23 protein-coding genes and 1 pseudogene are annotated in these 24,979 nt (G+C 63.4%); 9 read left to right on the top strand and 15 right to left on the bottom strand.

The features are described from left to right. Positions 1-193: 193 nt before the first annotated feature. A complete protein-coding gene (locus tag ACTXG5_RS19040) occupies positions 194-2,128 on the top strand; it encodes an adenylate/guanylate cyclase domain-containing protein (RefSeq protein ID WP_445160269.1) in 1,935 nt (644 codons plus the stop codon). Positions 2,129-4,382: 2,254 nt separating this feature from the next. After that, positions 4,383-4,529, top strand: coding sequence for a hypothetical protein (locus tag ACTXG5_RS19035; RefSeq protein ID WP_445160268.1), 147 nt, complete (start codon positions 4,383-4,385; stop codon positions 4,527-4,529). A gap of 518 nt (positions 4,530-5,047) precedes the next feature. Here ACTXG5_RS19035 and ACTXG5_RS19030 read toward each other — a convergent pair. After that, positions 5,048-5,491: a limonene-1,2-epoxide hydrolase family protein gene (locus ACTXG5_RS19030; protein ID WP_445164497.1), complete on the bottom strand. Its 444-nt coding sequence runs from the start codon at positions 5,489-5,491 to the stop codon at positions 5,048-5,050. 81 nt (positions 5,492-5,572) lie between these two features. Between ACTXG5_RS19030 and ACTXG5_RS19025 the strand changes: the two genes are divergently transcribed. After that, positions 5,573-6,490: a dienelactone hydrolase family protein gene (locus ACTXG5_RS19025; protein ID WP_445160267.1), complete on the top strand. Its 918-nt coding sequence runs from the start codon at positions 5,573-5,575 to the stop codon at positions 6,488-6,490. Here the strand turns inward: ACTXG5_RS19025 and ACTXG5_RS19020 are convergent, their stop codons facing one another. The 7 genes and pseudogenes from ACTXG5_RS19020 to ACTXG5_RS18990 form a co-directional block, all read right to left on the bottom strand. Next, positions 6,491-7,822 (bottom strand): cytochrome P450, encoded by a 1,332-nt coding sequence (locus ACTXG5_RS19020; RefSeq protein ID WP_445160266.1) that lies wholly within the window; start codon positions 7,820-7,822, stop codon positions 6,491-6,493. 78 nt (positions 7,823-7,900) lie between these two features. Next, positions 7,901-8,314, bottom strand: coding sequence for a lipoprotein LpqH (locus tag ACTXG5_RS19015; RefSeq protein ID WP_445160265.1), 414 nt, complete (start codon positions 8,312-8,314; stop codon positions 7,901-7,903). 13 nt (positions 8,315-8,327) lie between these two features. After that, positions 8,328-9,185, bottom strand: coding sequence for an SDR family oxidoreductase (locus ACTXG5_RS19010; RefSeq protein ID WP_445160264.1), 858 nt, complete (start codon positions 9,183-9,185; stop codon positions 8,328-8,330). Positions 9,186-9,199: 14 nt separating this feature from the next. Beyond that, positions 9,200-9,672 (bottom strand): annotated as a pseudogene (locus tag ACTXG5_RS19005) (SRPBCC family protein). 36 nt (positions 9,673-9,708) lie between these two features. Further along, complete coding sequence (rpfC, locus tag ACTXG5_RS19000) at positions 9,709-10,119, bottom strand: resuscitation-promoting factor RpfC (protein ID WP_445160263.1); 411 nt, start codon at positions 10,117-10,119, stop codon at positions 9,709-9,711. Positions 10,120-10,246: 127 nt separating this feature from the next. Further along, positions 10,247-10,843 carry a chorismate mutase gene (locus ACTXG5_RS18995; RefSeq protein WP_445160262.1) on the bottom strand — a complete coding sequence of 199 codons (597 nt, stop codon included), beginning with the start codon at positions 10,841-10,843 and terminating at the stop codon, positions 10,247-10,249. A 14-nt stretch (positions 10,844-10,857) separates the two neighbouring features. Next, on the bottom strand, positions 10,858-11,847 hold the full coding sequence (locus tag ACTXG5_RS18990) for an esterase family protein (protein WP_445160261.1): 990 nt from the start codon (positions 11,845-11,847) through the stop codon (positions 10,858-10,860). 643 nt (positions 11,848-12,490) lie between these two features. On the opposite strand from ACTXG5_RS18990, the gene ACTXG5_RS18985 reads away from it, so the two are divergent. After that, positions 12,491-13,615, top strand: coding sequence for a DUF7159 family protein (locus tag ACTXG5_RS18985; RefSeq protein ID WP_445164496.1), 1,125 nt, complete (start codon positions 12,491-12,493; stop codon positions 13,613-13,615). A gap of 29 nt (positions 13,616-13,644) precedes the next feature. Here ACTXG5_RS18985 and ACTXG5_RS18980 read toward each other — a convergent pair whose 3' ends face one another. The 4 genes from ACTXG5_RS18980 to ACTXG5_RS18965 form a co-directional block, all read right to left on the bottom strand. Further along, the gene (locus tag ACTXG5_RS18980; RefSeq protein ID WP_445160260.1) at positions 13,645-14,574 is read right to left on the bottom strand and encodes an SAM-dependent methyltransferase; all 930 of its coding nucleotides are present in this window, start codon (positions 14,572-14,574) and stop codon (positions 13,645-13,647) included. A gap of 100 nt (positions 14,575-14,674) precedes the next feature. Further along, positions 14,675-15,214, bottom strand: a complete 540-nt coding sequence (locus ACTXG5_RS18975; protein ID WP_445164495.1) for a YceI family protein — start codon at positions 15,212-15,214, stop codon at positions 14,675-14,677. Between the two features lie 22 nt (positions 15,215-15,236). Further along, positions 15,237-16,250 (bottom strand): alcohol dehydrogenase catalytic domain-containing protein, encoded by a 1,014-nt coding sequence (locus ACTXG5_RS18970; protein WP_445160259.1) that lies wholly within the window; start codon positions 16,248-16,250, stop codon positions 15,237-15,239. 27 nt (positions 16,251-16,277) lie between these two features. Continuing rightward, on the bottom strand, positions 16,278-17,564 hold the full coding sequence (locus ACTXG5_RS18965; protein WP_445160258.1) for a cytochrome P450: 1,287 nt from the start codon (positions 17,562-17,564) through the stop codon (positions 16,278-16,280). Positions 17,565-17,887: 323 nt separating this feature from the next. Between ACTXG5_RS18965 and ACTXG5_RS18960 the strand changes: the two genes are divergently transcribed. Genes ACTXG5_RS18960 through ACTXG5_RS18950 form a run of 3 tightly spaced genes read left to right on the top strand, consistent with a single transcriptional unit; the run spans position 17,888 to position 18,860 of the window. Continuing rightward, positions 17,888-18,295 (top strand): hypothetical protein, encoded by a 408-nt coding sequence (locus ACTXG5_RS18960; protein WP_445160257.1) that lies wholly within the window; start codon positions 17,888-17,890, stop codon positions 18,293-18,295. Positions 18,296-18,300: 5 nt separating this feature from the next. After that, positions 18,301-18,591, top strand: a complete 291-nt coding sequence (locus tag ACTXG5_RS18955; RefSeq protein WP_445160256.1) for a hypothetical protein — start codon at positions 18,301-18,303, stop codon at positions 18,589-18,591. A 44-nt stretch (positions 18,592-18,635) separates the two neighbouring features. After that, complete coding sequence (locus ACTXG5_RS18950; protein ID WP_445160255.1) at positions 18,636-18,860, top strand: Rv1893 family protein; 225 nt, start codon at positions 18,636-18,638, stop codon at positions 18,858-18,860. Between the two features lie 17 nt (positions 18,861-18,877). Here ACTXG5_RS18950 and ACTXG5_RS18945 read toward each other — a convergent pair whose 3' ends face one another. The 3 genes from ACTXG5_RS18945 to ACTXG5_RS18935 all read right to left on the bottom strand — a co-directional run bounded on the left by ACTXG5_RS18945 (position 18,878) and on the right by ACTXG5_RS18935 (position 21,238). Further along, positions 18,878-20,008: a nitronate monooxygenase gene (locus tag ACTXG5_RS18945; protein WP_445160254.1), complete on the bottom strand. Its 1,131-nt coding sequence runs from the start codon at positions 20,006-20,008 to the stop codon at positions 18,878-18,880. 103 nt (positions 20,009-20,111) lie between these two features. Next, entirely contained in the window at positions 20,112-20,576 is a 465-nt protein-coding gene (locus ACTXG5_RS18940) for a hypothetical protein (protein WP_445160253.1), read from the bottom strand. Positions 20,577-20,734: 158 nt separating this feature from the next. After that, positions 20,735-21,238, bottom strand: coding sequence for a nitroreductase/quinone reductase family protein (locus ACTXG5_RS18935; RefSeq protein WP_445160252.1), 504 nt, complete (start codon positions 21,236-21,238; stop codon positions 20,735-20,737). 350 nt (positions 21,239-21,588) lie between these two features. Here ACTXG5_RS18935 and ACTXG5_RS18930 point away from each other — a divergent pair, with 350 nt between their 5' ends. Beyond that, the gene (locus tag ACTXG5_RS18930) at positions 21,589-22,944 is read left to right on the top strand and encodes an HNH endonuclease signature motif containing protein (RefSeq protein WP_445160251.1); all 1,356 of its coding nucleotides are present in this window, start codon (positions 21,589-21,591) and stop codon (positions 22,942-22,944) included. A gap of 93 nt (positions 22,945-23,037) precedes the next feature. Beyond that, complete coding sequence (locus ACTXG5_RS18925) at positions 23,038-24,969, top strand: flavin-containing monooxygenase (RefSeq protein ID WP_445160250.1); 1,932 nt, start codon at positions 23,038-23,040, stop codon at positions 24,967-24,969. Positions 24,970-24,979 lie beyond the last annotated feature (10 nt).

The raw sequence follows: 24,979 nt of genomic DNA, 5'->3' as shown, positions 1-24,979 counted from the left end.
GCCAACAACATCACGCGTTGTCAAAACCGTTGCCAGTGAACCAGAATTTCCCTTTGCACCCGGCCGTTTGCTGAAATACAACTAGCACGCTGGCGGCTCGTCATTGTGTGTTGCGCCGAGGGGGGTGGCTTCTTCGATGCGTGCCACTGCACGCCCGGGATCCCGGGTGCGCACAGCAAATTGGCTTATGCACATGACCCTTCCGATGCTGGCGTTGTGGCTACTGCTCGACAAGCCCAAAGTCGACCTGGAATGGGACAACCGGCTGGCGCACTTCGTGTTGGTGCTATCGGCGGCACTGGTCAGTGTGGTGTTGGGCACCCTGATCGGCCGCGAGGCGCGGGCGCGCGACGATGCCCGTCTCTGGTTGGTGTCACTCGTGTTTACGACAACCGCCGGCTTTTTCGGGGTGCACGCGCTATTCACGCCGGGCGTTCTGATGGACACCTCCGATGCGGAGTTCATGTTGCCGACGCGGATGGGCCTCGTGTTGGCCGGGGCGATCGCGCTGGCCTCGTCGATTACCTTCACGCCGGCTAGAAGCGCCCGTCTCTGGTCGTTGCGCCGGCACCTGTCGGCGCTGGTTTCGCTCCTGATGGCGGCCACTGCGGTGTTGATCCTTTGCGGCATGCTCGACCGACTGCCGGATCAAGCGCTGCTGGAAGGTACGGAGCAGGTGGGGGCGATGTTCGGCTGCGCGCTGTTCGCGGCGGCGGCACTTGCCTACTTTCCGATCTATCGGCGACGCCCCGCGGTGGTCATCATGTCGGTGCTCACCGCCTTCGTGCTGCTGGCCGAGGCGTCGGTGGCGTTAGCGCTTGGAATGAGCTGGCACGCCTCGTGGTGGCTGTGGCACCTGCTTATGACGATGGCCTTCTGTTTCATCGCCTACAGCGCGCGGGTCCAATTCCGCCGGGAAGGCACGGTCAGAGGCCTCTTCGATTCACTGGCTACCCATCAGACCATCGCCGATCTGCGCCACGACTACGCGACCGCGCTGGAGGAGATGGTCGACATGCTGCAGCGCCGTGAGCGTGGTGAGCAGGTGGCGCCCGGCGCCGTCGCCGCCCGGCTTGCCGATCGGTTCGAGCTATCCGAACAGCAGGTCGCCGTCCTGCGGCGTGGCGCCGAGGCGATCGGCACCGAGCGCGAGCGGGTGCGCAAGCTGGGGGCCCTGATCGCAGTCGGCCAGGAGTCCAGCGTCATCCAGGACGAGGACACGCTGCTGAATCGGGTCATGGCTGCGATGGCCGACGCCTTCCCCGGCGACCAATTTCGATTGGGCATCGTGAGTGATGGTGAGCTCAGCTTTTCCGACGACGCGGCCGAAGACGGCGCGCTGGAGTTACCCCTGATGGTCAAGGGACAGGTCGCCGGAGTGATCGAGGCATATCGACCGGACGGCGTTTTCGCCGATGCCGACGTCGCGCTGCTGCGTTCCTTCGCTACGCAGTCCTCGATCGCATTGGAGAACGCCCGGCTCTACCACCACCTCGACGGCCTGTTCCGCAGCTACATGTCGCCGGCGGTCGTCACCGCGCTCCTGGCCGACCCCGATCAGGCCGGGCTGGGCGGCGCGATCACCGAGGTAACGGTGTTGATGGCTGACTTGCACGGCTTTACCCCGTTCGCGGAAGCCACTTCTCCGGATCAGGTGGTCACCATGCTGAATACCTACTACGGCGCGGTTGTTCCGGTCATTCTCGACGCGGGCGGTACCGTCCTGCAGTTCGTCGGCGACGCGGTGATGGCGATCTGGGGCGCACCGGCACGCCAGGCCGATCACGCCTTGCGGGCCGCCCGAACCGGACTCGCACTGCAGGCCGTCGTCGACGAGGCGGCGTCCGGACACGACGACTGGCCGCGGTTTCGGGTTGGGATCAACACTGGGCCAGCGCTGGTGGGCAATGTCGGCGCCGAGCAGATGCGCAGCTTCACCGCGATCGGCGACACGATGAATCTGGCCGCCCGCCTGCAGAACTTGGCCGAGCCGGGACAGGTGGTACTTGGTCCCAGCACCTCGGCGACGCTTGGCGCGACCGCCCGGGTAAGCAGACACGGCTGGGTGAAGGTCAAGGGCAAGCGCGACCCGGTCCGGCTTTGTGTGCTGCACGAGTTAGCGTCATAGCAATGGCTTCTCACGTTTTGCTGCGCCTTTGTCTAACGGACCAAACGGACCTATTGGCGCGAAACGCGTTGCCCTACTGGGGAACCACAACAAAATCCTTTGGTCCAGCGGGCTTGGCGGCGTACACTAAACGTTCTCGGGTAACTCGGGTGGGCACAAATTCATATATTCGGCAACAGATCGTTCAGACACGAACGGGGGCAGTTGCATGTCACGTCGCACGAGCAAAATCATGGTCGCCTTGATTCTCACCTTCACCGCCGCGACAGCGTCGGGGTGCACATTCCCGGTCACTATCAATTGCGATCCATTTACCTGCTCACCGTGATAACGACCACCTGACTGAGCTCAGTCACCCGTAAGCTGTTGTGCTGCAGCAGCACTAGGCCACCGGCGGTTGGGCCTCGGGGAGTGTCGCGACATCGCTGGAACCGTCGCGAACAGTGGCGCTGACGTGCGCGGAGACGAATACGCATCCGCCCGCCAACGGCCGACTAGCCCAATCACCCTGGCAGCACATTGGTTTCGGCGGTCAAATACGGACGACCGCCAGCGCCGCAACGTCAACACACTGGCCCCGCTTCAGCCAGGCGATAGAGCGGAGATCCGCGATAATCCCTGCTCGCACAGGGACTATCGCGGACTCACCCCACGACTGCTGAGTTCCTTACATAAAGACCAAGCCCGACCCGCCGGGATCGATGGTGAGAGGGATCGTGCACCCCGATGCTGTAAGCGCGGTGAATCCGAGGATCAAGGCGACGACAATTTTACTGCTGAGACGTGACATGGTATTACCCCCGTTCGTCTGAGGACAATCTGTAATAGAGTGCCGATCTGTTTGCCCGAGACACACGTACAATACGACGCCAAAGACCTTGATCACGAGGGTTTTCGCGAAAATCATCGCAAGATTTTTTCCGGATTTTCGTTCTGCCGGTACGGTTCCGGCCCCTGCTCCGGGGTAGCGGTATGTTCTCGCGAAAGACATTGGCGCACAGCGATTCTCAATCGAACCAACATCAAGATCAGTTGGCGCGCAAGGGGATGCGGATCTGGAGTGGCAGAAAGCCGGACAGATTCTGACGCGTTAGGTGCCCGGCTCGTGTTCGCGACTGCAGAATCTCGAGCCCTGCACGTGGCCAGCCACTACATTGCCTAGCCCCAGTGTGGGGGTACTTCGCTACCCGGGCAGTCGGCGTATCGGCAGTTGATGTCGCGCACCAGCCTCTTGATAACGTTGCCGTCGCTGTCGCGGATGTACTCGACCGTGGCCTCGGTTGTCCGTCGGCAGTCAGGGCAGACTTCCATTTCAGTTTCGAAACGCGGCATCAGGTCGTCCTCCCCGTCGCGATGTGATTGAGGCGTCCGCGAGGAAGTCCATGCGAACACGACGAAGACGGGATGCCGGCACACCTCACAGAAGCGCCGCCATCGTCCACCGCGTAGTCCGAGCCCATTGACCTGCTCCTGCCACCATCATCAGTAATGATGGTGGCAGATAAACCACGTCCGTTGAGAAATGGGGCGGCGTGCAGTCCGCGGTGTCCGGGCCGCAAACAACTCGCGGCCCGGACCCACGACAAACACCGCGCATGACACGGCGAAAATGCCGGCCTAGCGCGTTACTCCGCACATCAAGCGCACTCGCTAACCCAACAGGCGATCAGCCTGCTCTACAGCACTGCGTTGATGAGAACCCGCACTGCGCGGACAAACATGATGCCTACCCGAGGGCGTCATGTCATGGTCGGGGGCTCCGGACGGTGCAAACAGCTCAACTGGCGTTTACCCGTAGCGTGCCCGGCACACAGTGCGACAAGCCACGCGGACTTACATAGTTACGGTGATGAGCGATAAGACCGGCGTGCATCCCGACGCCGTCAGAGCGGTGACTCCAAGGATTACAGCGACAGTGATCTTTTTGGTGATGCCCGACATAACGCACTCCATTCGTCCCGATTTGTGCCCGACTCAGATTGGAGCCGGGTCGATGGCGTCAGGAGGCGCAAGAAATGGCCGCTCCCGACTCCGAACAACAAATAGCCGGCATGAAGGCGCCCACCACCGCATTCAGACCCGATTCGGCCGGTGCAGATACTAACCCAAGATTTGCTAGACGTGCCCGGTTTCTCACCAGTAATGTCTCCGTGTCGCTTTGCCGACTGATGCTGCCGGCGTGCGCGACCTCGGGCCACCGACAAAGCCTGCCCCCGGTACGCCGTCCGCTGGCGCACGAAAAGCCTAGGCGGGCATGCTGATTGCCAAGGCTTTAACAAGCGAACAGGGCGAATGTCGGTCAGCATCTTTAAGCCGCCATGCCGGCAAGGCCAAATTTGACTTTGCTGGTTATGCGCGGCATCCGTACTCCCTTCGTCCAGGCATCACTTTGCGCAAGTGAAGGCGCGGGCGCCGTTGGCGAGTACCGGCCGCACTCACCGACGACGCTCCGAGCCGGACACACAATGCGCCGTACGCGTCCGCGCGCGAAGGAACGATGTTTCAGATCAGACCCGAAGCGTCGAAAACATCCGCACGCGTCAAGGCATCAAAAAGATAAAAGCGAAAAAATCGGCGAGCATCCCGAAGCCGTCATAGCGGTGAAGCCCAGGATCATGGCAACCCCGATTTTGTTGGTTACGCGCGACATATCGCACTCCGTTCGTCCAGGTATCGCCCGGCTCAAATGAACCGGGGTGCGGCGTCAGGAGGCACAAAAAGAGACCGCTCCCGACTCCGAACAACAAATAGCTGGCATGAAGGCGCCCACCACCGCATTCAGACCCGATTCGGTCGGTGCCGATATTAACCGAGATCTGAGGCACATACTAGATACTCACGGGTAACTAACGCACCAGATCTCTAGACCGATGGTCTCGTGTAGGCGCTTAGCAAGACTACGAGCAACAAAAAAGGGGCCTAGATCAATCCTGAAGCATCGAAAATCCATGAGGTATCGCCGGATGCCAATGCCTCGAAATGGTTCGGAGGTGCGAAGCTGAGCAGACTGTTCATGTCCCAGTAGTCCTTCCAGACCGTGATCTTTCCGTCGACGACTTTATGTACCGTGACGAATCTCAGGACACCCTGTTCACCCGACGTGAAAGTCCACGTTTCGGAATGCTCGTACATCACATCGGTGCCGTCGGACAGCAGCAGACCGTCGTGGTTTTCGTAGCCCGCCAGCGCATCGAGCCCCATCTTGAGTCGTTTGACGATGTCTTCGGGACCACGCGCCGCCATCGCGGGGACCGGCATGTCGACGTACAGGCAATCCTCGGCCAGGGACGTCTTGACCGCATCCCAATCCCGCCGGGAAAGCGCCCGCCACAGCCCGACTACGACATCCCCGACCGCGATCATAGAAACTTCTGTCATAGCGGCAAATAAACTCGCTCGCCGCACGGGTGTCAACCACGCCGTCTCGAGCGGATACTCGCGAAGGTGAATCCGCTCCAGCGCTACATCGCCGACGAGATCGCCACCGACCACGTCGACGGCCTGCTGACCAGACGCGAAGCCATGCGGCGGCTATCGCTGCTCGGCTTGGGTACCGCGGCAGCGACCGCGCTCCTCGCCGCCTGCTCCAGGCAGCAAGACCAGTCCGAAGCTCCCAAACCCTCGTCACCCCCCGAAACATCAACTGGCCCAGCACAACCGCCCGGCATGGCGAACGCATTGCCGACTTCGCCGATCTCGTGGGCTGGGTCAGCGGGTCAGCTGCAAGGGGCATTTGCGCAGGCGGCCAATCCCAAGGGCGCCGTGCTGGTCATTCATGAGAACAAGGGACTGAACGACTGGGTACGATCGGTCGCCGGTCGATTGGCCGGGGCCGGATATTCGGCGCTCGCCATAGACCTGTTGTCCGAGAATGGCGGAACCGCGGCGTTCCGGGATCCGGCGGAGGCCACCGCGGCGCTCAGCGCCATCGCGCCGGAACAGTTCACCCATTACATGAACTCCGGCGTCGCGGAACTAAAGCTTCGCGCGCCGGGGCAGAAGGTCGGAGTCGTCGGCTTCTGCTTCGGCGGGGGACTGGTGTGGCAACTGCTGGACGCCGGCGCGCTGGGAGTCTCGGCCGCGGTCCCGTTCTACGGACCGTTACCTCCCAACCCCGACTTCACCGGGTCCAAGGCAGCGGTGCTGGGCATCTACGGCGCCCTGGACACCAGGGTCACCGGCTCGCAAGCGACGGCCAAAGCCGCTCTCGACCGGTCCGGGCTGGTCAACGACTTGGTTGTGGAACCCAACGCCGACCATGCCTTCTTCAACGACACCGGCCCCCGCTACAACGCCGCGGCTGCGGCCGATGCCTGGCAGCGGCTGTTGGTCTGGTTCGACCGCTATCTCACTCGGCAATGATCAGCCTGCGGGCGAAGCGACCGGAGCCATCGATCGCGCCCGCCCCAGCGCTACCGGCAGGGTCGACCAGCCCCGCAGCACCCGGGTGTCCCGCCTGGTCCCGGCACCAGCTGCCCGCGCGTCGGGGAACCGGTCGAAGAAGGCCCGCAGTCCAACTTCGCCTTCGGCGCGGGCTAGGGCAGCGCCCAGGCAGAAGTGCCGGCCCCCGGAGAATGCGAGATGCTTTCCCGCATTGGGGCGTTCGATGTCGAAGCGATGCGGATCGGGGAACACGGACGGATCCCGGTTGGCGGCGGCCAGGTAAAGCAGCACCACGTCTCCGCCTTTGATCAGACTGCCCGCGAGCTCGACGTCATTGAGGGCCTTGCGGACGGTGAGTTGCACCGGCGAATCCAACCGCAGGATCTCTTCAACGGCGTTGGGCCACAGCTCAGGACGCTCGCGCAACGTTTCGAGATGCTCGGGCGCGTCCAGCAACATGCGAATTCCGTTGCCCAACAGGTTCACCGTGGTCTCGAACCCAGCGGCCAACACCAACGCGGCAATCGCGATCAGTTCGTTTTCGTTGAGCTGCGTTTCGGCAGAACCGCTTTCAGCTGTCTGAATCATCTGGCTCATCAAATCGTCGCCAGGCGTGCGCCGCAATTGCTGCAGGTGATCGACGAGCCAGAAGTTGAATCCGGCGATCCCTTGCTGCACCCTGCGGTATTGGCGCCACGGCAATCCGAAGTCCAGACTCGGGGCGGCCAACTCACCGAACTGCAGGACGCGCGGCCGGTCCCGTTCGGGCACACCCAAGATCTCGCTGATGATGGCGACCGGAAGTTGCGAGCAATACCGTCCGACGATGTCCACCACACCGGACTCGTTGGCCAGCTCGTCCAACAGGTTGGCCGCGGTCTCCTCCACGCGATCACGCAGCGCGGCGACCGCCCGCGACGTGAACACCGCCGACACCGTCTTGCGGTAGCGCGTGTGATCCGGCGGCTCGACGGCCAGCAACGACGGTTCGCGCAGCGGATGCAGAAGATCGTCGCGAGCGCGGCGCTCCAGCCACCGCACCGGGGCCGGCAGATTTGATCCCAACACCAGCACCCGGAAATCGTCGGATCGCAGCAGGCTGTGGGTTACGGCGTGGTCGATAGCCAAATAGCCGATGCGGGTCTTCACCATTGGGCCGAGTGCGTGCAGTTCGTCGCAGAACGGCACCGGGTCGGCCGCCACCGCCGGGTCGGCGATCAGCCTGGCCTGAATGTCACCGCTGCGGAGTCCGATCGCCATGACGCCCCGAATGAACCCGTGCATCGCCAGCCAGTGCAACCGCTCCTTCACAGCCCCTCCGTCCAACAGGTGGTTTGGGAAAGCGTAGATCCGGTGCGGCCGAGACCGCCCGCGGTGACCCGGGGAGTTTCAGCACTCCGCGGTGATCTTGAAGTCCGTCGTGATGACCTTGTTGGGATCGCTGCTGTTGATGCCGTAGGCGCTGCCGGTGATCGTGTACGCACTGTTGGTCACGTCGACGTGTGCATCGCCCACCCCGCCTTGCCAGAAGCTTCCGGTGAACCCGTCGACGTTGCGGATCTTCACCCATTGGGGGATGGCCCGAGAAGCGCTGAGCAACACCACCGCTTCAACCTGGCCGTCACGGTCGCGGATATCGATGGTCCGGTAGGACTGAACCTGGCTACACGCGGGAGGACGTGCCGCATGGCTGGACCCGTCGATGGTCAGATGCGCGGCGGCGCGCGGCGTCGTCTGGGGCTCCGCGCAGCCCGCCGCACTGGCGACCAGGACAAACGCGGCCGCGACCAACCTGTACTGCATCACTTCAGCTCCTTTACGGCCGCTTGGGCATCAGCCCGGGCAACGATTTGGCGATGCGGCCTCGGACAAATTCCGGGCTCAGGCCCTTGAGCAGGTCGATCAAGCGAATGCTCTTGGGCACGTACCAATGCAACCGCTTCGGGTTGTGGTAGGCCTGCCACGCAGCTTCGGCGACGCTGGTCGCCGGCATCAGCCGGAGCATCCCCCTCTTGGGTGCGCGGGCGCGCAGCTCGTCAGCGGTCATCGGCGCGCCGCCATCGTCGGAGTGGTTGCGTGTCGTGGTCAGGATGGCGGTGTCGATCAGACCGGGGAGGACGTCGGCAACCCGCACACCATGGCGCTGCCATTCCACGCTCAGCGCCTCGGTCAGTCCCTTGACCGCATGCTTGGTCGACGAATAGACGGCGATGCGCGGCATTCCGTAGGTAGCCGATGACGACGACGTCGAGAACATCAGACTGCCGGGAGTCCGCTTGAGGTAGGGGAGTGACCCGTAGGCGCCGGTCAGCACGGCTTTGAAATTCACCTCGACGACGCGCATCGTGGCGTCATAAGGCACATCCTCGAACCAGCCGGATTCGCCGATGCCGGCGTTGTTCCACATCATGTCCAGCGCGCCGTCGGCATTGCCGGCACAAAAGTCGGCCAGGGCGCCATCCAGGTCCGCCTTGACCGTCACGTCGACGGTGCGAGTCCACAGTCGTTCGTCGCCGAGCTCCTGGCCGAGGGCCGTCAGACCATCAGCGTCGCGGTCCACGGCACCGACCCGCCAGCCGTTGGCGTGGAAGAGCCTGACTCCTTCACGGCCCATCCCACTGCCCGCACCAGTGATGAAGACCGATTTGACATCCCTGTTTCCGGAGCCTGGCATGCAAGCCTTCCTGGTCAGCCCGCCTCGACCACATCTTTGATGCGGTTCAGCGTCTTGGTCATATCACGGACGTTGCGGCGCTTGCGCAGAAAGCCGCCAAACAACCAGTAGACGCCGAGCCACGGTGCCGGGTTGAGCCGGAATGACTCGGTGACATCCGTGCCGGCGGCCGAAGGTGCCAAGCGGTAGTGCCAGTTGTTCACCGCCCGGTCGCCGAGGAGAACCGAGAAACCGAATTCACGGCCGGGCTCGCACGCCGTCACTTCGCACGTCGTCCAATAAACCGGCCCGATCTCGTTTCGCTTGACGTGACCGCGGAATTTGGCGCCGAGGCCGGGCCATTCACGCCGCCCAGCCACTGCGCCTCCATTACTTCGGGCGAGAACCTCCCGGTGTTACGGACGTCCGCGATCAGATCCCAGATCTTGTCCGCGGATGCCGCCATATGAACTGTTGCCGAACCTTCCATGGCCCGATCCAAACACATGCTTGCGCCCGGGGATAGACGCAGATGGGGTTGATATCAGTGTGGCATGGCTGCCCGAATCAGCCCGTTGATGAGCTCCTTGATGCCCTGTGCCGGGTGCGAGTACCAGCCGATGGGGAGGCCCGACTGAGCGCCGCACTTCGGCCAGGGCTCCACGCCCTGGTCCGCGAAAAGACGGTTGGCAACGGCGATTTGCTGCTCCCTGGAGGCTGCCGCCGGATTGCCGACGCCGCCGTACTGGGCCCAGGTGGCCGGCTTGAACTGCAACCCGCCATATACGCCGTTCCCGGTGTTGGCGTGCCAGTTGCCGCCGGACTCGCACTGCGCGATTGCGTCCCAGTTGGGAGTGGGGTCGGCGCCCGCCTCACCAGTCGACGGACCCAGGGAGGCGGCAATGAACCCGCCGATGACGGCGGCCTTCACGAGAGGCTTCCCCAAGTTTCTCATGTCAAGCAATTCGGCATGTGTGCATGAAGCGTTACCGATTTGATTGATTCGCGAGATAAGAAATTTATGGCATTTCTAGGGGAATGAAAATCGGCACGTCAGGATACGGCCGGCCGGATCCGAGTAATTAAGCGCAATACGACTGAGTGGCCAACGACAGGGCCTGCTGGTAGAGGCTTTCGAGCTGGTGAGCACGTATAGCGGCGGTCCTCGCGGCGTCCAGCTGTGGGGCGCACGCCGGCGAATGCAGCAGGTCCCAGCGGGCAACGAGCTGAGTCAGCATCGTTTGGTTGAGGCCGTCGATCGTCGACCGTGACGCCGACAGGTCGGGTGAGCCGGCGGGCGCGCTCGACGGGTGCAGCTTCCAATCCGCGAAGCGGCTGTACTCGATCGCTTCGGTGGCGTTGATCTGGTCGCCGAATACCCGGGTGACGTAGTCCGGGTCGATGTGTTCGCCTGCGGCGTCGGCGCTCACGTTGGCGAGTTCGTCGTGCACGCGGCCCGGATCCTCAATGGCGCCATGTGAATTCCATTTAAACGCGGCGACCGGCTCGGCGATTTGCAGCCGTTGCGCGGCGGCATCGACCAACTCGGTCAGTGCACTGGTGTCGGCTCGTGCGTGTGTTGCCAACAGCGTGGCGGCGGGGAGCGTCAACGCCGCAGTCAGAAAGGCCCTTAACGCGCTACTGCGCCTGACGTTGGTCGTCAAGCGCAGTAGCGACATCCGGTATTAAGAGGTTATCCGCCGCCGCCCGGGGAAGCACCCAAGCTGCTCTGCAGGTCACCCTTCATCGCGTTGAGCTGAGCTCCCCAGTACTCCCAGCTGTGGGTTCCGTAGTTGGGGAAGTTGAACACGGCGTTGTGGCCGCCCGCTGCGTTGTAGGCGTCTTGGAACTTCTTGTTGACGCCGATCATGAAGTTGCTCTCAAGGAACGTAGCCGGCAAATTGCCACCGCCCAGTTCGTTCGGAGTCCCGTTGCCGCAGTACACCCAGAGCCGGGTGTTATTGGCAACGAGTTGGCCGACGTTGACCAGGGGGTCGTTGCGTTGCCACGCGGGGTCGCTATCTGGCCCCCACATGTCTTCCTTCTTATAGCCGCCGGCATCGCCCATCGCCAGACCTATCCAGCTCTGCCCGGTGGACGGGCTGAGGTAGCCGGACAGCGAACCGGCGTAGACGAACTGAGCGGGGTGGTAGATCGCCAGGTTCATTGACGATGCACCCGCCATAGAGATCCCGACCGCGGCGCTACCGTTCGCCTTGACGCCCTTCTCCGACGCCAGGTACCCGGGCAGCTCGCTGGTCAGGAACGTCTCCCATTTGTAGGTCGAGCAGCCGGCCTTCCCGCACGCCGGGCGGTACCAGTCGGTGTAGAAGCTCGACTGGCCACCGACGGGCATGACGATCGACAGGCCCGACTTGTAGTACCACTCGAACGCGGGGGTGTTGATGTCCCAGCCGTTGTAGTCGTCCTGAGCCCGCAGCCCGTCGAGCAGGTACACCGCGGGAGAGCCGGATCCGCCGCTCTGGAATTGGATCTTGATATTGCGACCCATCCCCGCCGACGGAACCTGCAGGTATTCGACGGGCAGGCCAGGCCGCGAGAACGCATTCGCGGTCGCCGCACCGTCGGCAAGACCGATCAGGCCAGGCAGGGTCACCGCCGCTGCCGCACCGACTAAAAGCCGGCGCCCCCAGGCCCGGATCTTCTTGCTCACGTCTGTCATACCTGCGCCCCTTATCGGTCGTACGTAGTCGCGTGGTGCCCTCGGAGAATTTACCGTGTGAATAGGTCAAATGTCGATTGGGGCGCGTTGTCATCCCAGTTTTGTATCGGCGACTGCCGAAAATAAATCACTTTCGCTAGGTGGTCGGCAAAGCCAGCGCCCGCTTCAACACCCCCTTTTTTGGCGATTTTCCGGGCAAAACGCCAGGCAGCGAGCCTTTCGCCAAGAACCGGGCAACAGGGGAGCGGCATGCGACAACGTGAGCTACAAAGCGCGTCTAATCACGATGTCGACGGATTTCGACACGCCCTACGGCGACGACCAATCAGCCGAACGACTACCCGAATTGACGCGCGGTACGGCGGCGGACCACCGCCGGCGAGGCAGGGCCGGCGTCCCTGACGGGTTCGACGATTAGTTCGATTCCGGTGTCAGTAGCGGGTCCGCGCGGGTTTTCCCCGGATCTGATATCGGTGCAGCCGAACCCGCCACGACCGCGTAGGCTCTCTCGAAGCAAGCCGATGGAGACCGAACGCTAACCCGGTCCGTTCCGGCCCTCACGAATCACCGCACCAGCAGACTTTAGGGTGCGCGATGGTTTCGCAGGGCCCGTCGGAGACCGGGGATGATTGAGGTGCAAATTTTGGACACGGTACTAGGGCTATCACTGACGCCGACCACCTTCGGGTGGGTCCTCGCTGAGGGGCACGGCGCAGACGGCACCATCCTGGACCATCAGGAGTCGGCACTGAACGCCGAGCAGGGCGTGCGTGCCGTGAGTACCGCAGAGCAGGTCGCACAAGAGGTATTGCGGGTGGACGCGCACGCCGATGCGAGCGATCACCATCTGCGTGTCATCGGAGTGACGTGGAACGACGAGGCGGCCGCCCAAGCCGCACTCCTGCTCGAGGCATTGACCGACGCCGGCTTCGACAATGTAGTGCCGGTTCGGTTGCTCGAGGCCGTCGAGACCCTGGCCCGGGCAATCGCCCCCGTCATCGGGTACGAGCAGACGGCGGTCTGCGTTCTCGAACACGAGCGGGCGACCGTTGTCATGGTCGACACCCACGACGGCGAGACGCAAACGGTCGTCAAGCACATCAGCGGCGGGTTCGACGGGCTGCGGTCGTGGCTGACCGGCATGTTTGACCGGACCGGGTGGCGCCCGGGCGCCGTGGTTGTCGTCGGCGCTGACAGCGACATCAACGGATTCTCGTGGCAGCTCGAAAAGGCGTTACCGGTACCGGTTTTCGCGCAGACCATGGCACAGGTGACGGTCGCACGCGGCGCGGCGCTCGCGGCCGCTCGAAGCACCGAGTTCACCGACGAGGCACTGGTCGCGCACGCCAGCGAACCCACACCCGCCGCACCGCCACGGCCCGGGCAGCTGTCCTACGCGGGGGCCGTGACCGCGCTGGCCGCCGGTGCGATCACTTTCGTCTCGTCGCTCGCGATGGCCGTCGGTATCCAGCTCGCTCCGGACGCGGGGCACGCATCGAGCAAGCACGTGGTGCACGGACCGACACCAGAAGTCGCCGCGGCCGTCGCACCCGCTGTCGCACCGGCGCCAACGGCCGAGGCATCCGTGCCGCGGTCGGCCCCCGCCGGTGAACCGGTTTCGAAGTCGGGCGCACCGGAGGAGCAAGGCACTCCCGCCGCGCAGCAACCCGACCCGAATGGCCCGCAACCGTACTTGACGAGAGTGCTCGAACACATACCCGGCGACACCGGCGAACCGGCGACGCCCAGCACACCGACGCAGCCTTAAGGTTCAAACCCCCGCGGCAGCGGCCGGGCTTAGGGCTGCCGGATCGCTGTGCAGTAATAGGCGTTGGCGGCGGGATTGCCTGCGGTTTGCGGTATTTCGGGTAGGCCGTTGTCGGCGAACAATTCGTTCAGCGTCCTGGTTTCCGTCTGCCAGCCCCGACGATCCAAATATGCGGCAACGTCGTTGCGCTCGACGTCGTAGCGCAAGTCGGCAAGTTCCACATCGAACCCGTGCTCGCGCCAGCGCTCGCCGGCAACCCCAACCATGTCCGGCGCCTGCTCTCCGTTTTCATCCGGCTGGCTTCCGAAAATCTCAGCAGCCAAACGACTTCCCGGTGCAGTGAGGCTGGTGATGTTGTCCAGCAAGCGATCCTGAGCGTCCGGCGGCAGGAACGCAAGCAACCCCTCAGCGATCCATGCGCTGGGCTGGGAAGCGTCAAAGCCCTTTTCCCGCAACGCCGTTGGCCAATCGTGGCGTAGATCGATCGGTACAACGCGCAGCTCCGTCGTCGGCTGTGCATCCAGATCGGCGAGCGTGGAGTTCTTGAATTGGATCACTTCGGGCTGGTCGATCTCGAACACCGTGGCCCCGGCCGGCCACGACAACCGGTAGGCGCGCGCATCCAGTCCCGATGCCAGGATGACGGCCTGACGGATACCCGCGTCCATCGCATCCCGGAAAAACGCATCGAAGTACGGCGTCCGCACACTCATCAGGTCGGCCATCCGCTGCAAACCCCACGCATCGTCAGCACCGTCGATGTCGGCCGCGTCGATATCCCCGTTGGCCCATCGAGCGAGGAATTCGATTCCCACGGCCCGCACCAGGGGCTCGGCGAAGGGATCGTCGATCAGTGGCTTGTCGGCCTTCGTGGCAACCGCCCGGGCGGCGGCCACCATCGTTGCGGTTGCTCCGACGCTGGTCGCCAGGTCCCACGAATCGTTATCTGTACGAGGCATTTCGACCCCTTTCGGCACGGCAAGGCACGCACTAGATACTTAGCAGTAGTAATGAATCACCACCGAGGATACACGCGCTGACGAGTACCGCCAGTGGCGTTCAATCGTCCTTGGCGTGAACCGCGGTGAAAGACAACGTCACGTCGTCGGCGACCTGCACCGAACCCATCAGCAGCGAGTATGGCTTGATGCCGAAATCGGACTGGCGAACCGTGGATTCGGCCGACATTCGCCAGGAATCGCCGAGATCCTCTGTGTGCAAGTCAATTACGTGCTGCTTCTGCTTCCCGCGAATCTGCAGCGTGCCGGTAAGCCGGAAGCCCTTTTCGGTCCGCTCGATGGCGTCGGCGGTGAAGCGGATCTCCGAGAAGCGGCCGGCGTCCAACGAGCTCAACGCGTTCGAGCGCACCAGGGCTTTCTCGGGACCGGAGAGCCCCTTGAGGCCACCCTGGCCGCTCACCACCTTGAACGAGTCCGCCTCGACCGCAAGCTCCGCGGCGACGGGGTCGGCGCCGGCCCATCGCACGGTTGCCTGCCAGCGTGTCATCGCGATGCTGAGGCGATGACCCATCCGCGCGGCCCGGCCCTTGACGCCGGTACGCAGACGCAGTTCGCCATCAGCAGGATCGAGAGTCCACAAGTCGGTCACAGACCGACTGTATTCACATGGTCAAAACGGTGCGGTAATGCGCTCGCCCTTGCTCCATGGCCGCGTAGCCCTCGGCGGCCTGCGCTAGTGGCAGCTCCTCGATCCACGTCCGCACACCCGACAGCACGGCGAAATGCATTGTGTCTTCGACGTCTTTCGCAGTTCCTGACGGATGGCCAACGATGCTTTTCCCCGGAATGATCAGCTGTAGGGGACTGATCGGCAGCGGGTCGGTGGTAGCCCCGATGGTGACCAGTTCACCTTGGGGGAGCAACCCATCGACGGTTTGAGCCATCGCCGCGGAGTTCGCGGCGGTGCCCAGGACGACCGTTGCGCTGCCCAGGGCCTGCAGCGCTTTGGCGACGTCACCGGCCGTGGAGTCGATGTAGTGATGAGCGCCCAGCTTCCGGGCATCTTCTTCTTTGGCCGCGCCGCGAGCGATCGCAATAGTCTCGAAACCCATCGCCCGGGCGAACTGCACGCCGAGATGGCCGAGCCCGCCGATGCCGATGACCGCGACCCGGTCGCCGGGCAACGCCTTGGTGTGGCGCAGCGCGTTGTAGGTCGTGACGCCGGCGCAGCCCAACGGGGCGGCCTCGACATCGGAGAGCTCCGACGGTATGCGGGCCAACGCATTGCTCGGTACCGTCACCGACTGCGCGTACCCACCGGGGTACTGATAGCTGGGCACCTTGCCGTTCAGGCAGTGGATGAAGGCGCCTTTGCGGCATTGGTCGCAGCGATTGCAGTTTCCACCGAACCAGCCGACCGCGACCCGATCCCCGACCGCGAAGCCTTCGACACCCTCGCCGAGTTCAGCGATGGTTCCGGCGATTTCGTGCCCCAGGGTCAGCGGCCACGTCATGTTCGGGAAGCCACCGGAGGCGAATGCGCGGTCAGTGCCGCATATGCCGCACGCGGAAACCGTCAGCCGTACCTCGTCACGACCCGGCGGCTTCGTTTCGACCTCGGCCAACTCCAAAGACCCGCCCGGCGACTGTATCTGGACTGCTTGATGCGTCGGCATCGGCCTACCCCCGGTCGAATCCGTATCTCAATGCGCGACAGGGCATTGCCCAGACCCGTTGGTGTGATAGTCGACCTGCCAGTGCTTGATTCCGTTGAGCCAGCCCGACCGCAGCCGCTCGGGCTTGCTGATCGATTCCAGACCGGGCATGGCGTCGGCGATGGCGTTGAACATCAGGTCGATCGTCATCCGCGCCAAGTTGGCGCCGATGCAGTAATGCGCGCCGGTGCCACCGAATCCCACATGCGGGTTGGGATCACGCAGGATGTTGAAGGCGAACGGGTCCTCGAAGACTTCCTCGTCGAAATTGGCTGACCGATAGACCATTACGACCCGCTGGCCCTTTTTGATCTGCACGCCGGACAACTCGTAGTCCTCCAGCGCGGTCCGCTGGAACGACGTGACCGGGGTGGCCCACCGGACGATCTCGTCGGCCGTGGTGACGGGACGATCCCGCTTGTACAGCTCCCATTGCTCCGGGAAGTCGGTGAAGGCCATCATGCCTTGGGTGATCGAGTTGCGGGTGGTCTCGTTGCCCGCGACTGCGAGCAGGATGACGAAGAAGCCGAATTCGTCGTCGGAGAGCTTGTGCCCGTCGACGTCGGCCTCGATCAGCTTGGTGACGATGTCGTCCCCGGGGTTTTGCGCCCGGTCGGCGGCCATCTGCATCGCGTAGGTGATGAGTTCGACCGAGGCGCCCATGGCGTCGTTGCGGGCGAACTCAGGATCCATGTCGCCCACCATCTGGTTGGACCAGTGGAACAGTTTCATGCGGTCTTCCTGGGGCACACCCATCAACCCGGCGATGGCCTGCAGCGGTAGTTCGCACGACACCTGTTCGACGAAGTCGCCGGAACCCGCAGCGGCGGCGGTCGCGACGATCTGACGGGCGCGCTCGTTGAGGTCGTCGCGCAACCGCTCGACCGCCCGCGGGGTGAAGCCACGGGAGATGATTTTTCGCAGATGGGTGTGTTGCGGGGCGTCCATGTTGAGCAACACGTACTTGCCGGTCTCGCGCTGCTCGCGGACCGTGCCCTCGCGATAGCGGGGCAGGGCGGTGTTCTCCAGGCTGGAGAACACGTCACTGCGCCGCGAAACCTCCTTGACGTCCTTGTGCTTGGACACCACCCAGTAGCCGTCGTCATCGAATCCTCCGGAACCGGCGGGCTGCTCGTTCCACCAGATCGGCGCGGTCCGACGCAGCTCGGCCAGTTCCTCGACGGGCAGCCGCTCGGCGTGGATGTCTGGATCGGTGAAATCGAACCCGGCGGGCAGATCCGGGATCGCCTTGGTGGTCGTCTCGTTAGTTGACAAGGCCCAGCTCCTCGATACGAAGTCTTCTAGTCGCATTGCTTGTGCCAAATAAACCACTGCAACACCACTGTTGGGAAGGATTGACGCAACATCTACCAACCAAATTGCAACATGTTCACTGTCAGCGAGTTTCGGGCGTGTCGCCCGTCCACAGGCAAAAGCGACGCCGACCAACCGAAGGCATGAGCCATTCGCGCGTCGTGAGCGACTCCATGAGTCCCCAGCGGGTCGTCCAACGGGCTCGATCGCCTGGGCTTTGTGGCCTGCACCACAATCGTTATGCTTTGGTGCAGGTCACCGGCGACGCACGAACGGGGTGGAAGATGATCCGCGAAGTATTCAGCGCCATTGCGATAACGGGTTCCGCGATCAGCATGGCGCCGTGCGCCGCCGCCGATCCAGGCCATTGGGAAGGCGACGTTCCCGGCATGAACTATTACGCGACGCTGGGCGCGCCCTGCGACAACTACGAGCACAACATCTTCGGGCGAGGCCCCAGCGGCCAGGCCGAGGCCTGTCACTTCCCGCCGCCCAACCAATTCCCGGCGGCCACCACCGGCTACTGGGTGATCTCGCCTGCGCTGTACGGAGTTCAGCAGGCAGGTGCGAAATGCCCGGGCTCGCAAGCGGCGGCACAGTCAGACCGCGGACTTCCGATGCTCTGCCTGGGGGCCCAAGGGTGGCAAGAAGGCTGGTTCACCGGAGCGGGGTTCTTCCCGCCTTCGGAATAACGACCATGGCAGAACGTCAGCCGGCCCAGTATCCGATTCCTCGCTGGCTGCGCTTCGTGCTGACGTCTGACCGCGCCGGCTCGGCCTGGTACATCGGGACCGGCTTCTTCTTCGCTCCGGTGCTGGCGGTGCTATCGCCGTGGCCCACAGTTACCGCCGTGCTCTGGGGGGTTATCGGACTGGCCGGCCTGTGGCTGGGTTTGCTCGGCATGGCGATGGCCGTTGGGCTGGCGCGCGTATTGCGCACCGGCGCCGAGATCCCCGAAGACTATTGGCGCACCCTGGTGAACTACTGACCCTCTAGAGTCGGATCAAAGATCCGCAACGATAGGAGACTCCGGTGGCTGTCAACCCCAGGGACGCCGTGGACGCGGTCAAGGACATCGCGACCAATGCCGTCGAAAAAGCTTCAGACATCGTCGAAAACGCCGGCGACATCATCCGAGGCGACCTCAAGGGCGGTGTCAGCGGCATCGTCGAGAATTCGATCGACATCGCGACACATGCCGTCGAAAGAACCAAAGAAGTCTTTACCAGCGGCAAGTACGACGTAGACGAGGACTAGCCGACGAGCAGTCGCCGTCAGACGGTAGCGGCCTCGTTGAGTTCGTCGAGCCTGTTCGTGGCATCCAGGTACTCCTGCACCCAGCGCTCGATGACGGTCGACGTCTTCTCCACCTTGTTGAACTGCCCGACGACCTGACCGACCGGGTTGAACGCCACGTCAACGGACTCGTTGGGGTACCTGTTCGTGGCCCGCACCGCCATCCCGGAAACCATGTACTGCAACGGCATGCCGAGCGGCTTCGGGTTGTCCGGCGCCTCCCATGCCTCGGTCCAGTCGTTGCGCAGCATCCGGGCCGGCTTACCGGTGAACGAGCGGCTGCGCACGGTGTCGCGGCTGCCGGCCTTGACGTAGGCCGCCTGCTGCACCGGGGTGTTCGAGGATTCCTCGACCATCAGCCACTGCGAGCCGGTCCACGCACCCTGGGTGCCCAGGGCCAAGGCCGCGGCGATCTGCTCGCCGCTGCCGATACCGCCCGCGGCCAGCACCGGCTTCGGCGCGACCTCCTTGACGACCTGCGGCCACAGCACGATCGAGCCGACCTCGCCGCAGTGCCCGCCGGCCTCGCCGCCCTGGGCGATGATGATGTCGACGCCCGCGTCGGCGTGCTTGCGCGCCTGTGAGGGGGACCCGCACAACGCGGCCACCTTGAGTCCGGCGTCATGGATGTGCTTGATCATCTCGGCCGGCGGGGTGCCGAGCGCGTTGGCGATCATCTTCACCTTGGGGTGTTTGAGGGCCACCTCGACCTGGGGCGTGGCGGTCGCCTCGGTCCAGCCGAGCAGCTGCAGGGTATCGCCGTCGCTATCGTCGATCGGGACACCGTGATCGGCCAGGATCTTCTTTCCGAAGTCCAGATGGTCCTGCGGCACCATCTTGCGCAGCGTCTCGGCCAGATCTTCGGCCGACTGGTGTGAGTCCATGCCCTCGTACTTGTTCGGAATGACGATGTCGACACCGTAGGGGTGGTCACCGATGTTCTCGTCGATCCACTTGAGCTCGATTTCCAGCTGCTCGGGCGTGAAGCCGACGGCGCCGAGGACGCCGAATCCCCCGGCCTTGCTCACCGCCACGACAACATCGCGGCAGTGGGTGAAGGCGAAGATCGGGAACTCGATACCGAGTTCGTCGCAAATAGGGGTGTGCATTACAACTCCTGGACGCTCGCAGAATTGGAACGTGTTCTAGTTTAATACCCGCACCCATGACGTGGCCAGGGCCCCCTGATTTGCCTCTGCCAACTACGACGCGTCAGATCGCCAGGGTGCGGGCCACCCACAGCACCAAGAAAGCAAACATGCAGCCGATACAGACGAGATGATCGCGGCAGACCGACCGCGCCAGGTGACTCTGTTCGGACACGCTATCGCTGCGACGTCCGAGCCGAATCGCGTCGGGGACCGTTTGGGTCAGCGCCACCATCGTCGGGATACCGGCAAGCCCGGCAGATATCACCAGCAGCCAGCCCTGATCCTGGCCTCGAGTTGCCTGAAACCCTAACGCGGCCAACAAAATCAACATCACCAGAGCTATCAACCGGCTCATCGGTCGCGCTGCCGTCGTCGCGCGGTGGTAGTACCCCGTGATCGAAACGAGTACGGGTTCGGGCAATTCCTCACCGGCGGATCGGTACCGGAAGACTTGGACGTCGAACATCAAATCCATCCACAAGACGGCGAAGAGGAACCCGCTGCAGGCCGTGAGTAGGGGAGCCATGTTCGTCCACCTCCGCTTCGCCCCTTGGCATCGTCGACCACCGCGGTCGACCGCCGAGACGACGAGTCGCCCTATTGTTTCCCAGCGGGCCGAATAGTCACAGACCTGCGGCGGGCGAATCGGCGAGCCACCGGCCTGTGACAACTGATGGAACAAGGTCAACGCGACGAACTCACCGGCTCGAAGATGAATACCTGTCGTGTGCCACTCCGCTTGACATAGGTGTCATGCGCCGGCCACATCTCGACGAACGTGGGCATGTTTCGGTCTGCTTCTTCCGCCGTGGCGGGCCGCGATAGATAGCTGGCGACGACACCGTCAATCTCGACTCTCGCCGTTGGGTCGGCAAGCAGGTTTTTCGGCCAACTCGACGCAGTTTCAAGGCCGAAGTCCTCGCACACGGCCACCAGATTCTTACCGTCGCGGAGGTAGTACAGCGGCACCGTTCGCTCTTTGCCGCTCTTTCTGCCCATCGTCGTGAGCAGCATTGTCGGCATCGCAGGACCGCTAATCGACAGTCGGCCCCGGCTCGCATGGATCAGCGCCCGGTCCAGGCGCGAGCCGACATGCTTCATGAACACCGAGAACCAGCGATAGTGACCCAGTTGCCGCGTGGCGCGAAGGTACAGCTCGTATACCTGGTTAGGTCTGTCCTGCGGCATTGCCCAAGGATCCCACCTCTTTGGAATTCGCGCGCTCCGCCCGTGAAACCACTTGCGCCACTTCTGTTCCAGTGGTTTCGGTAGCGGCGTTCTGTCGGTAGGCAGTCGTATGATTCGAACATGCGTTCGATATGTTCTTCCGGTCGTATAGATGCGGCCTTTGACGAGCTCGACGCGGCAATTGCTGGTTTCCTCGCGGCGCCCCTTGGCTCGCTGACGACCCCAGAGCTGCTCGCCAGCCTGGAACGCTACGCGTTTCTGATGGGCCGGCTCGATTCGCTTCGATATGAACTGACGAGCCCATTCGCGCGCCCAGGTCGGCGCGCAATCGACGGCGGTGACCGTCGGACATGACGTTGATGAGCCGTGAGGAGATCCAGGGAGACTACGACCAATTGCGCGCCGTGGTGTCTCGTATCCAACGGCATTCCTATGATTCGCTGACCAACCCGGAACGCTTGGGGCTGTTGGAGATACTCGAACACGAGACGCGCCGAGTCCAAGTTCCTGGTCACCAGCTGATCAATCAGCTGGTCCAGCAAGCCATGCCGGACGAACTGGGCGGAAAACTCACGCACGCCTTGTCCGACCGCTTGCACATCAGCCGCGCTGAGTCAGCTCGACGGGTGGCTGAGGCCGCCGACCTGGGCCCACGCTGCGCGCTGACCGGCGAGCGGTTGGAGCCACGGTTACCGGCGACCGCCGCCGCGCAGCGGGAAGGCGCGATCGGGGCCGGCCAGGTCGCGGCAATTCGGCAGTTTTTCGATCAGTTGCCGCACTGGGTCGACGTGGAGACCCAAGGATGCGCCGAACGACAGCTGGCCCAGCAAGCCACCCAATTTCGCCCTGAACAGGTACGCAAACTGGCGGACCGACTCGCCTATTGCCTCAACCCGGACGGGAACTTCACCGACATAGATCGCGCACGACGACGTGGAGTGACGTTAGGCATGCAGGACGTCGATGGGATGTCACGGCTCAGCGGATGGCTGACGCCGGAAGCGCGCGCCACTTTCGAGGCCGTGCAGGCGAAATTGGCCGCTCCAGGTATGTGCAATCCCGACGACCCCACCCCGGTCGTCGACGGAACGCCAGGGGAGGAGGCGATCCAACGTGACTCCCGCTCGGCAAGCCAACGCAACCATGACGGACTGCAGGCCGCGCTACGCGCCGTGCTGGCGAGTGGAGAACTGGGCCAGCACAACGGGTTACCGGCAACAATCGTCGTCACCACCACCCTCAAGGAATTGGAAGGCGGTGCCGGCAAGGCGCTCACCGGCGGCGGCACCCTGCTGCCCATGAGCGACGTCGTCCGCATGGCCCGCCACGCCCACCACTACCTGGCGATCTTCGACAAGGGCCACGCGATGGGCCTCTATCACGCCAAGAGATTGGCGTCTGTCGGCCAACGAATTGTCCTGCACGCCAGAGACCGTGGCTGCTCAGCACCCGGCTGCGACGTACCCGGCTACCTCTGCGAAGTCCACCACGTCGACGACTACGCCGCCTGCCAGACCACCGACATGGACAACCTCACGTTCGTCTGCGGGTCCCACCATCGACTCATCAAACCCGGCGGCTGGCATACCCGAAAACGCGCCAATGGCGACACCGAATGGATCCCACCGCCCCATCTCGATCGCGGCCAACCACGCATCAATACCTTCCACCACCCCGAGACGTTGCTATGCGATGACGACCCTTGATCCGCTCCGTCGGCAGCGGGTACCGTAGTGCTGCCAATTACGAAACGGTGAGTAGCGTAATCGGACCCCTCATGCACCGAAAGGATCGGCTCGATGCGCAGCCCCTATTCCGGCCGCCCTTTCACCACGTCAAACCCGGAGATCGCGGCTGCTCTGCAGGATGTCAGCATCCCCACCCTGCTGCTGTCGCTCGTGCACATCACCGGCGACCCGCGATTCATTCGCGACTTCAAGCAGATGGGCATCTTCCTCAACGAGGTGCAGGGGTTCATGTCGGAGGACGACAAGACCCGAGCCCGCGCCGAGGCGCTGACCGTGATCACCGAGTATCGCGACCGCGGCTGCCCCGAGCCGGAGCCGCTAACCCCTGAGCTCATCAGAGAAATGATGGACTGGACAGCCTGCGAGCACGTTCCCGACGACTACCTGGCGCTGGTGTCAGAAGAACTCGACCTCCGCGGGATCGACCCACGCCGTCCCGCGGCGATACCGGCCGAGCGTGCGGCCGACCTGCCGGTCCTGGTCGTCGGTTGCGGAGAGTCCGGCCTCCTGGCCGGCGTTCGGCTCAAACAAGCAAACATCCCGTTCACGATCGTGGAGAAGAACGCCGGCCCCGGCGGAACATGGTGGGAGAACAGCTATCCCGGGGCCCGCGTGGATGTGGCAAACCATTTCTATTGCTACAGCTTCGAACCCAACAACGACTGGACTCACTTCTTCGCCGAGCAGGACGAGCTGCAAGACTATTTCACCCGGGTGATGAACAAGCACGACTTGGCCGAGCACATCCGTTGGAACACCGAGGTTCTCGCCGCCGAATGGAACGACGACGAAGGAATGTGGAGCGTTTCGCTGCGCGACGCCGACGGCGAGACCAGCACGCTTCGCGCGCGAGCCCTCATCACCGCGGTCGGCCAACTCAATAGGCCGCAGATCCCCGAATTCGACGGTGCCGAAAGCTTCGCGGGGCCGTCGTTTCACTCCGCCGCGTGGGATCACTCGGTCGACGTCACCGGCAAGCGGGTCGCACTGATCGGCGCCGGCGCCAGTGGCTTCCAGATCGCACCAGCCGTTGCCGAGGACGTCGAGCACCTCACGGTGTTCCAGCGGACCGCCCAGTGGATGTTCCCGAATGCGATGTATCACGACGACGTCGGTGACGGTGTGCGCTGGGCGATGCGCAACCTGCCCTTCTACGGCAGGTGGTACCGGTTTCTCGTGCTGTGGCCCGGCTCGGACAAGGGTCTCGACGCGGCGGAGGCCGATCCAAACTATGCCGATCAGGACACGGCCGTCAGCGACATCAACGCCGCCGCCCAAATGATGTTCTCCCAGTGGATCACCAGCCAGGTCGGCGGCGATAACGAGCTGTTGGCCAAGGTGATGCCCGACTATCCCGCCTGTGGAAAACGGACCCTGCAGGACAACGGCAGCTGGTTGCAAACACTGCAGCGGGACAACGTCGAACTGGTCCGTACACCGATCCAAAAGATCACCCCCGGCGGGCTCGTCACCGACGACGGCGTGACACACGAGGCCGATGTCATCGTCTACGCCACGGGGTTTCGGCACACCGATGTGTTGTGGCCACTAAAAGTGGTCGGCCGCAACGGAATCAACCTGCACGAGAAGTGGGGGAGCCGCCCGTACGCATACCTGGGCATCACGGTTCCGGAATTCCCCAACTTCTTCATTGTCTACGGGCCCGGCACACACCTCGCTCACGGAGGCAGCCTGATCTTCCAGTCCGAACTCCAGATGCGCTACATCGACCAGTGCCTGCAGCGCCTGGCCGAAACAGACGTGCACTCGATGGAGCCCAGGGCCGAAGCCGCCACCGACTGGCATCAGCGGACCCAGACCGAGATCAAGAAAATGGTGTGGTCACATCCCGCAGTCAAACACTCTTATTTCAAGAACGCCGACGGGGAGATCCACACCGTCAGCCCGTGGCGCCTCAACGAGTACTGGGCCGCGGTGCGCGAGCCTGACTGGTCACAATTTATTGTGCGACAAGGAAAGTGAGCACCCCACT

Source organism: Mycobacterium sp. Dal123C01 (assembly GCF_052566995.1).
Note: the sequence above shows the minus strand (reverse complement) of the source record. Positions and strands in the feature narration are given on the sequence as shown.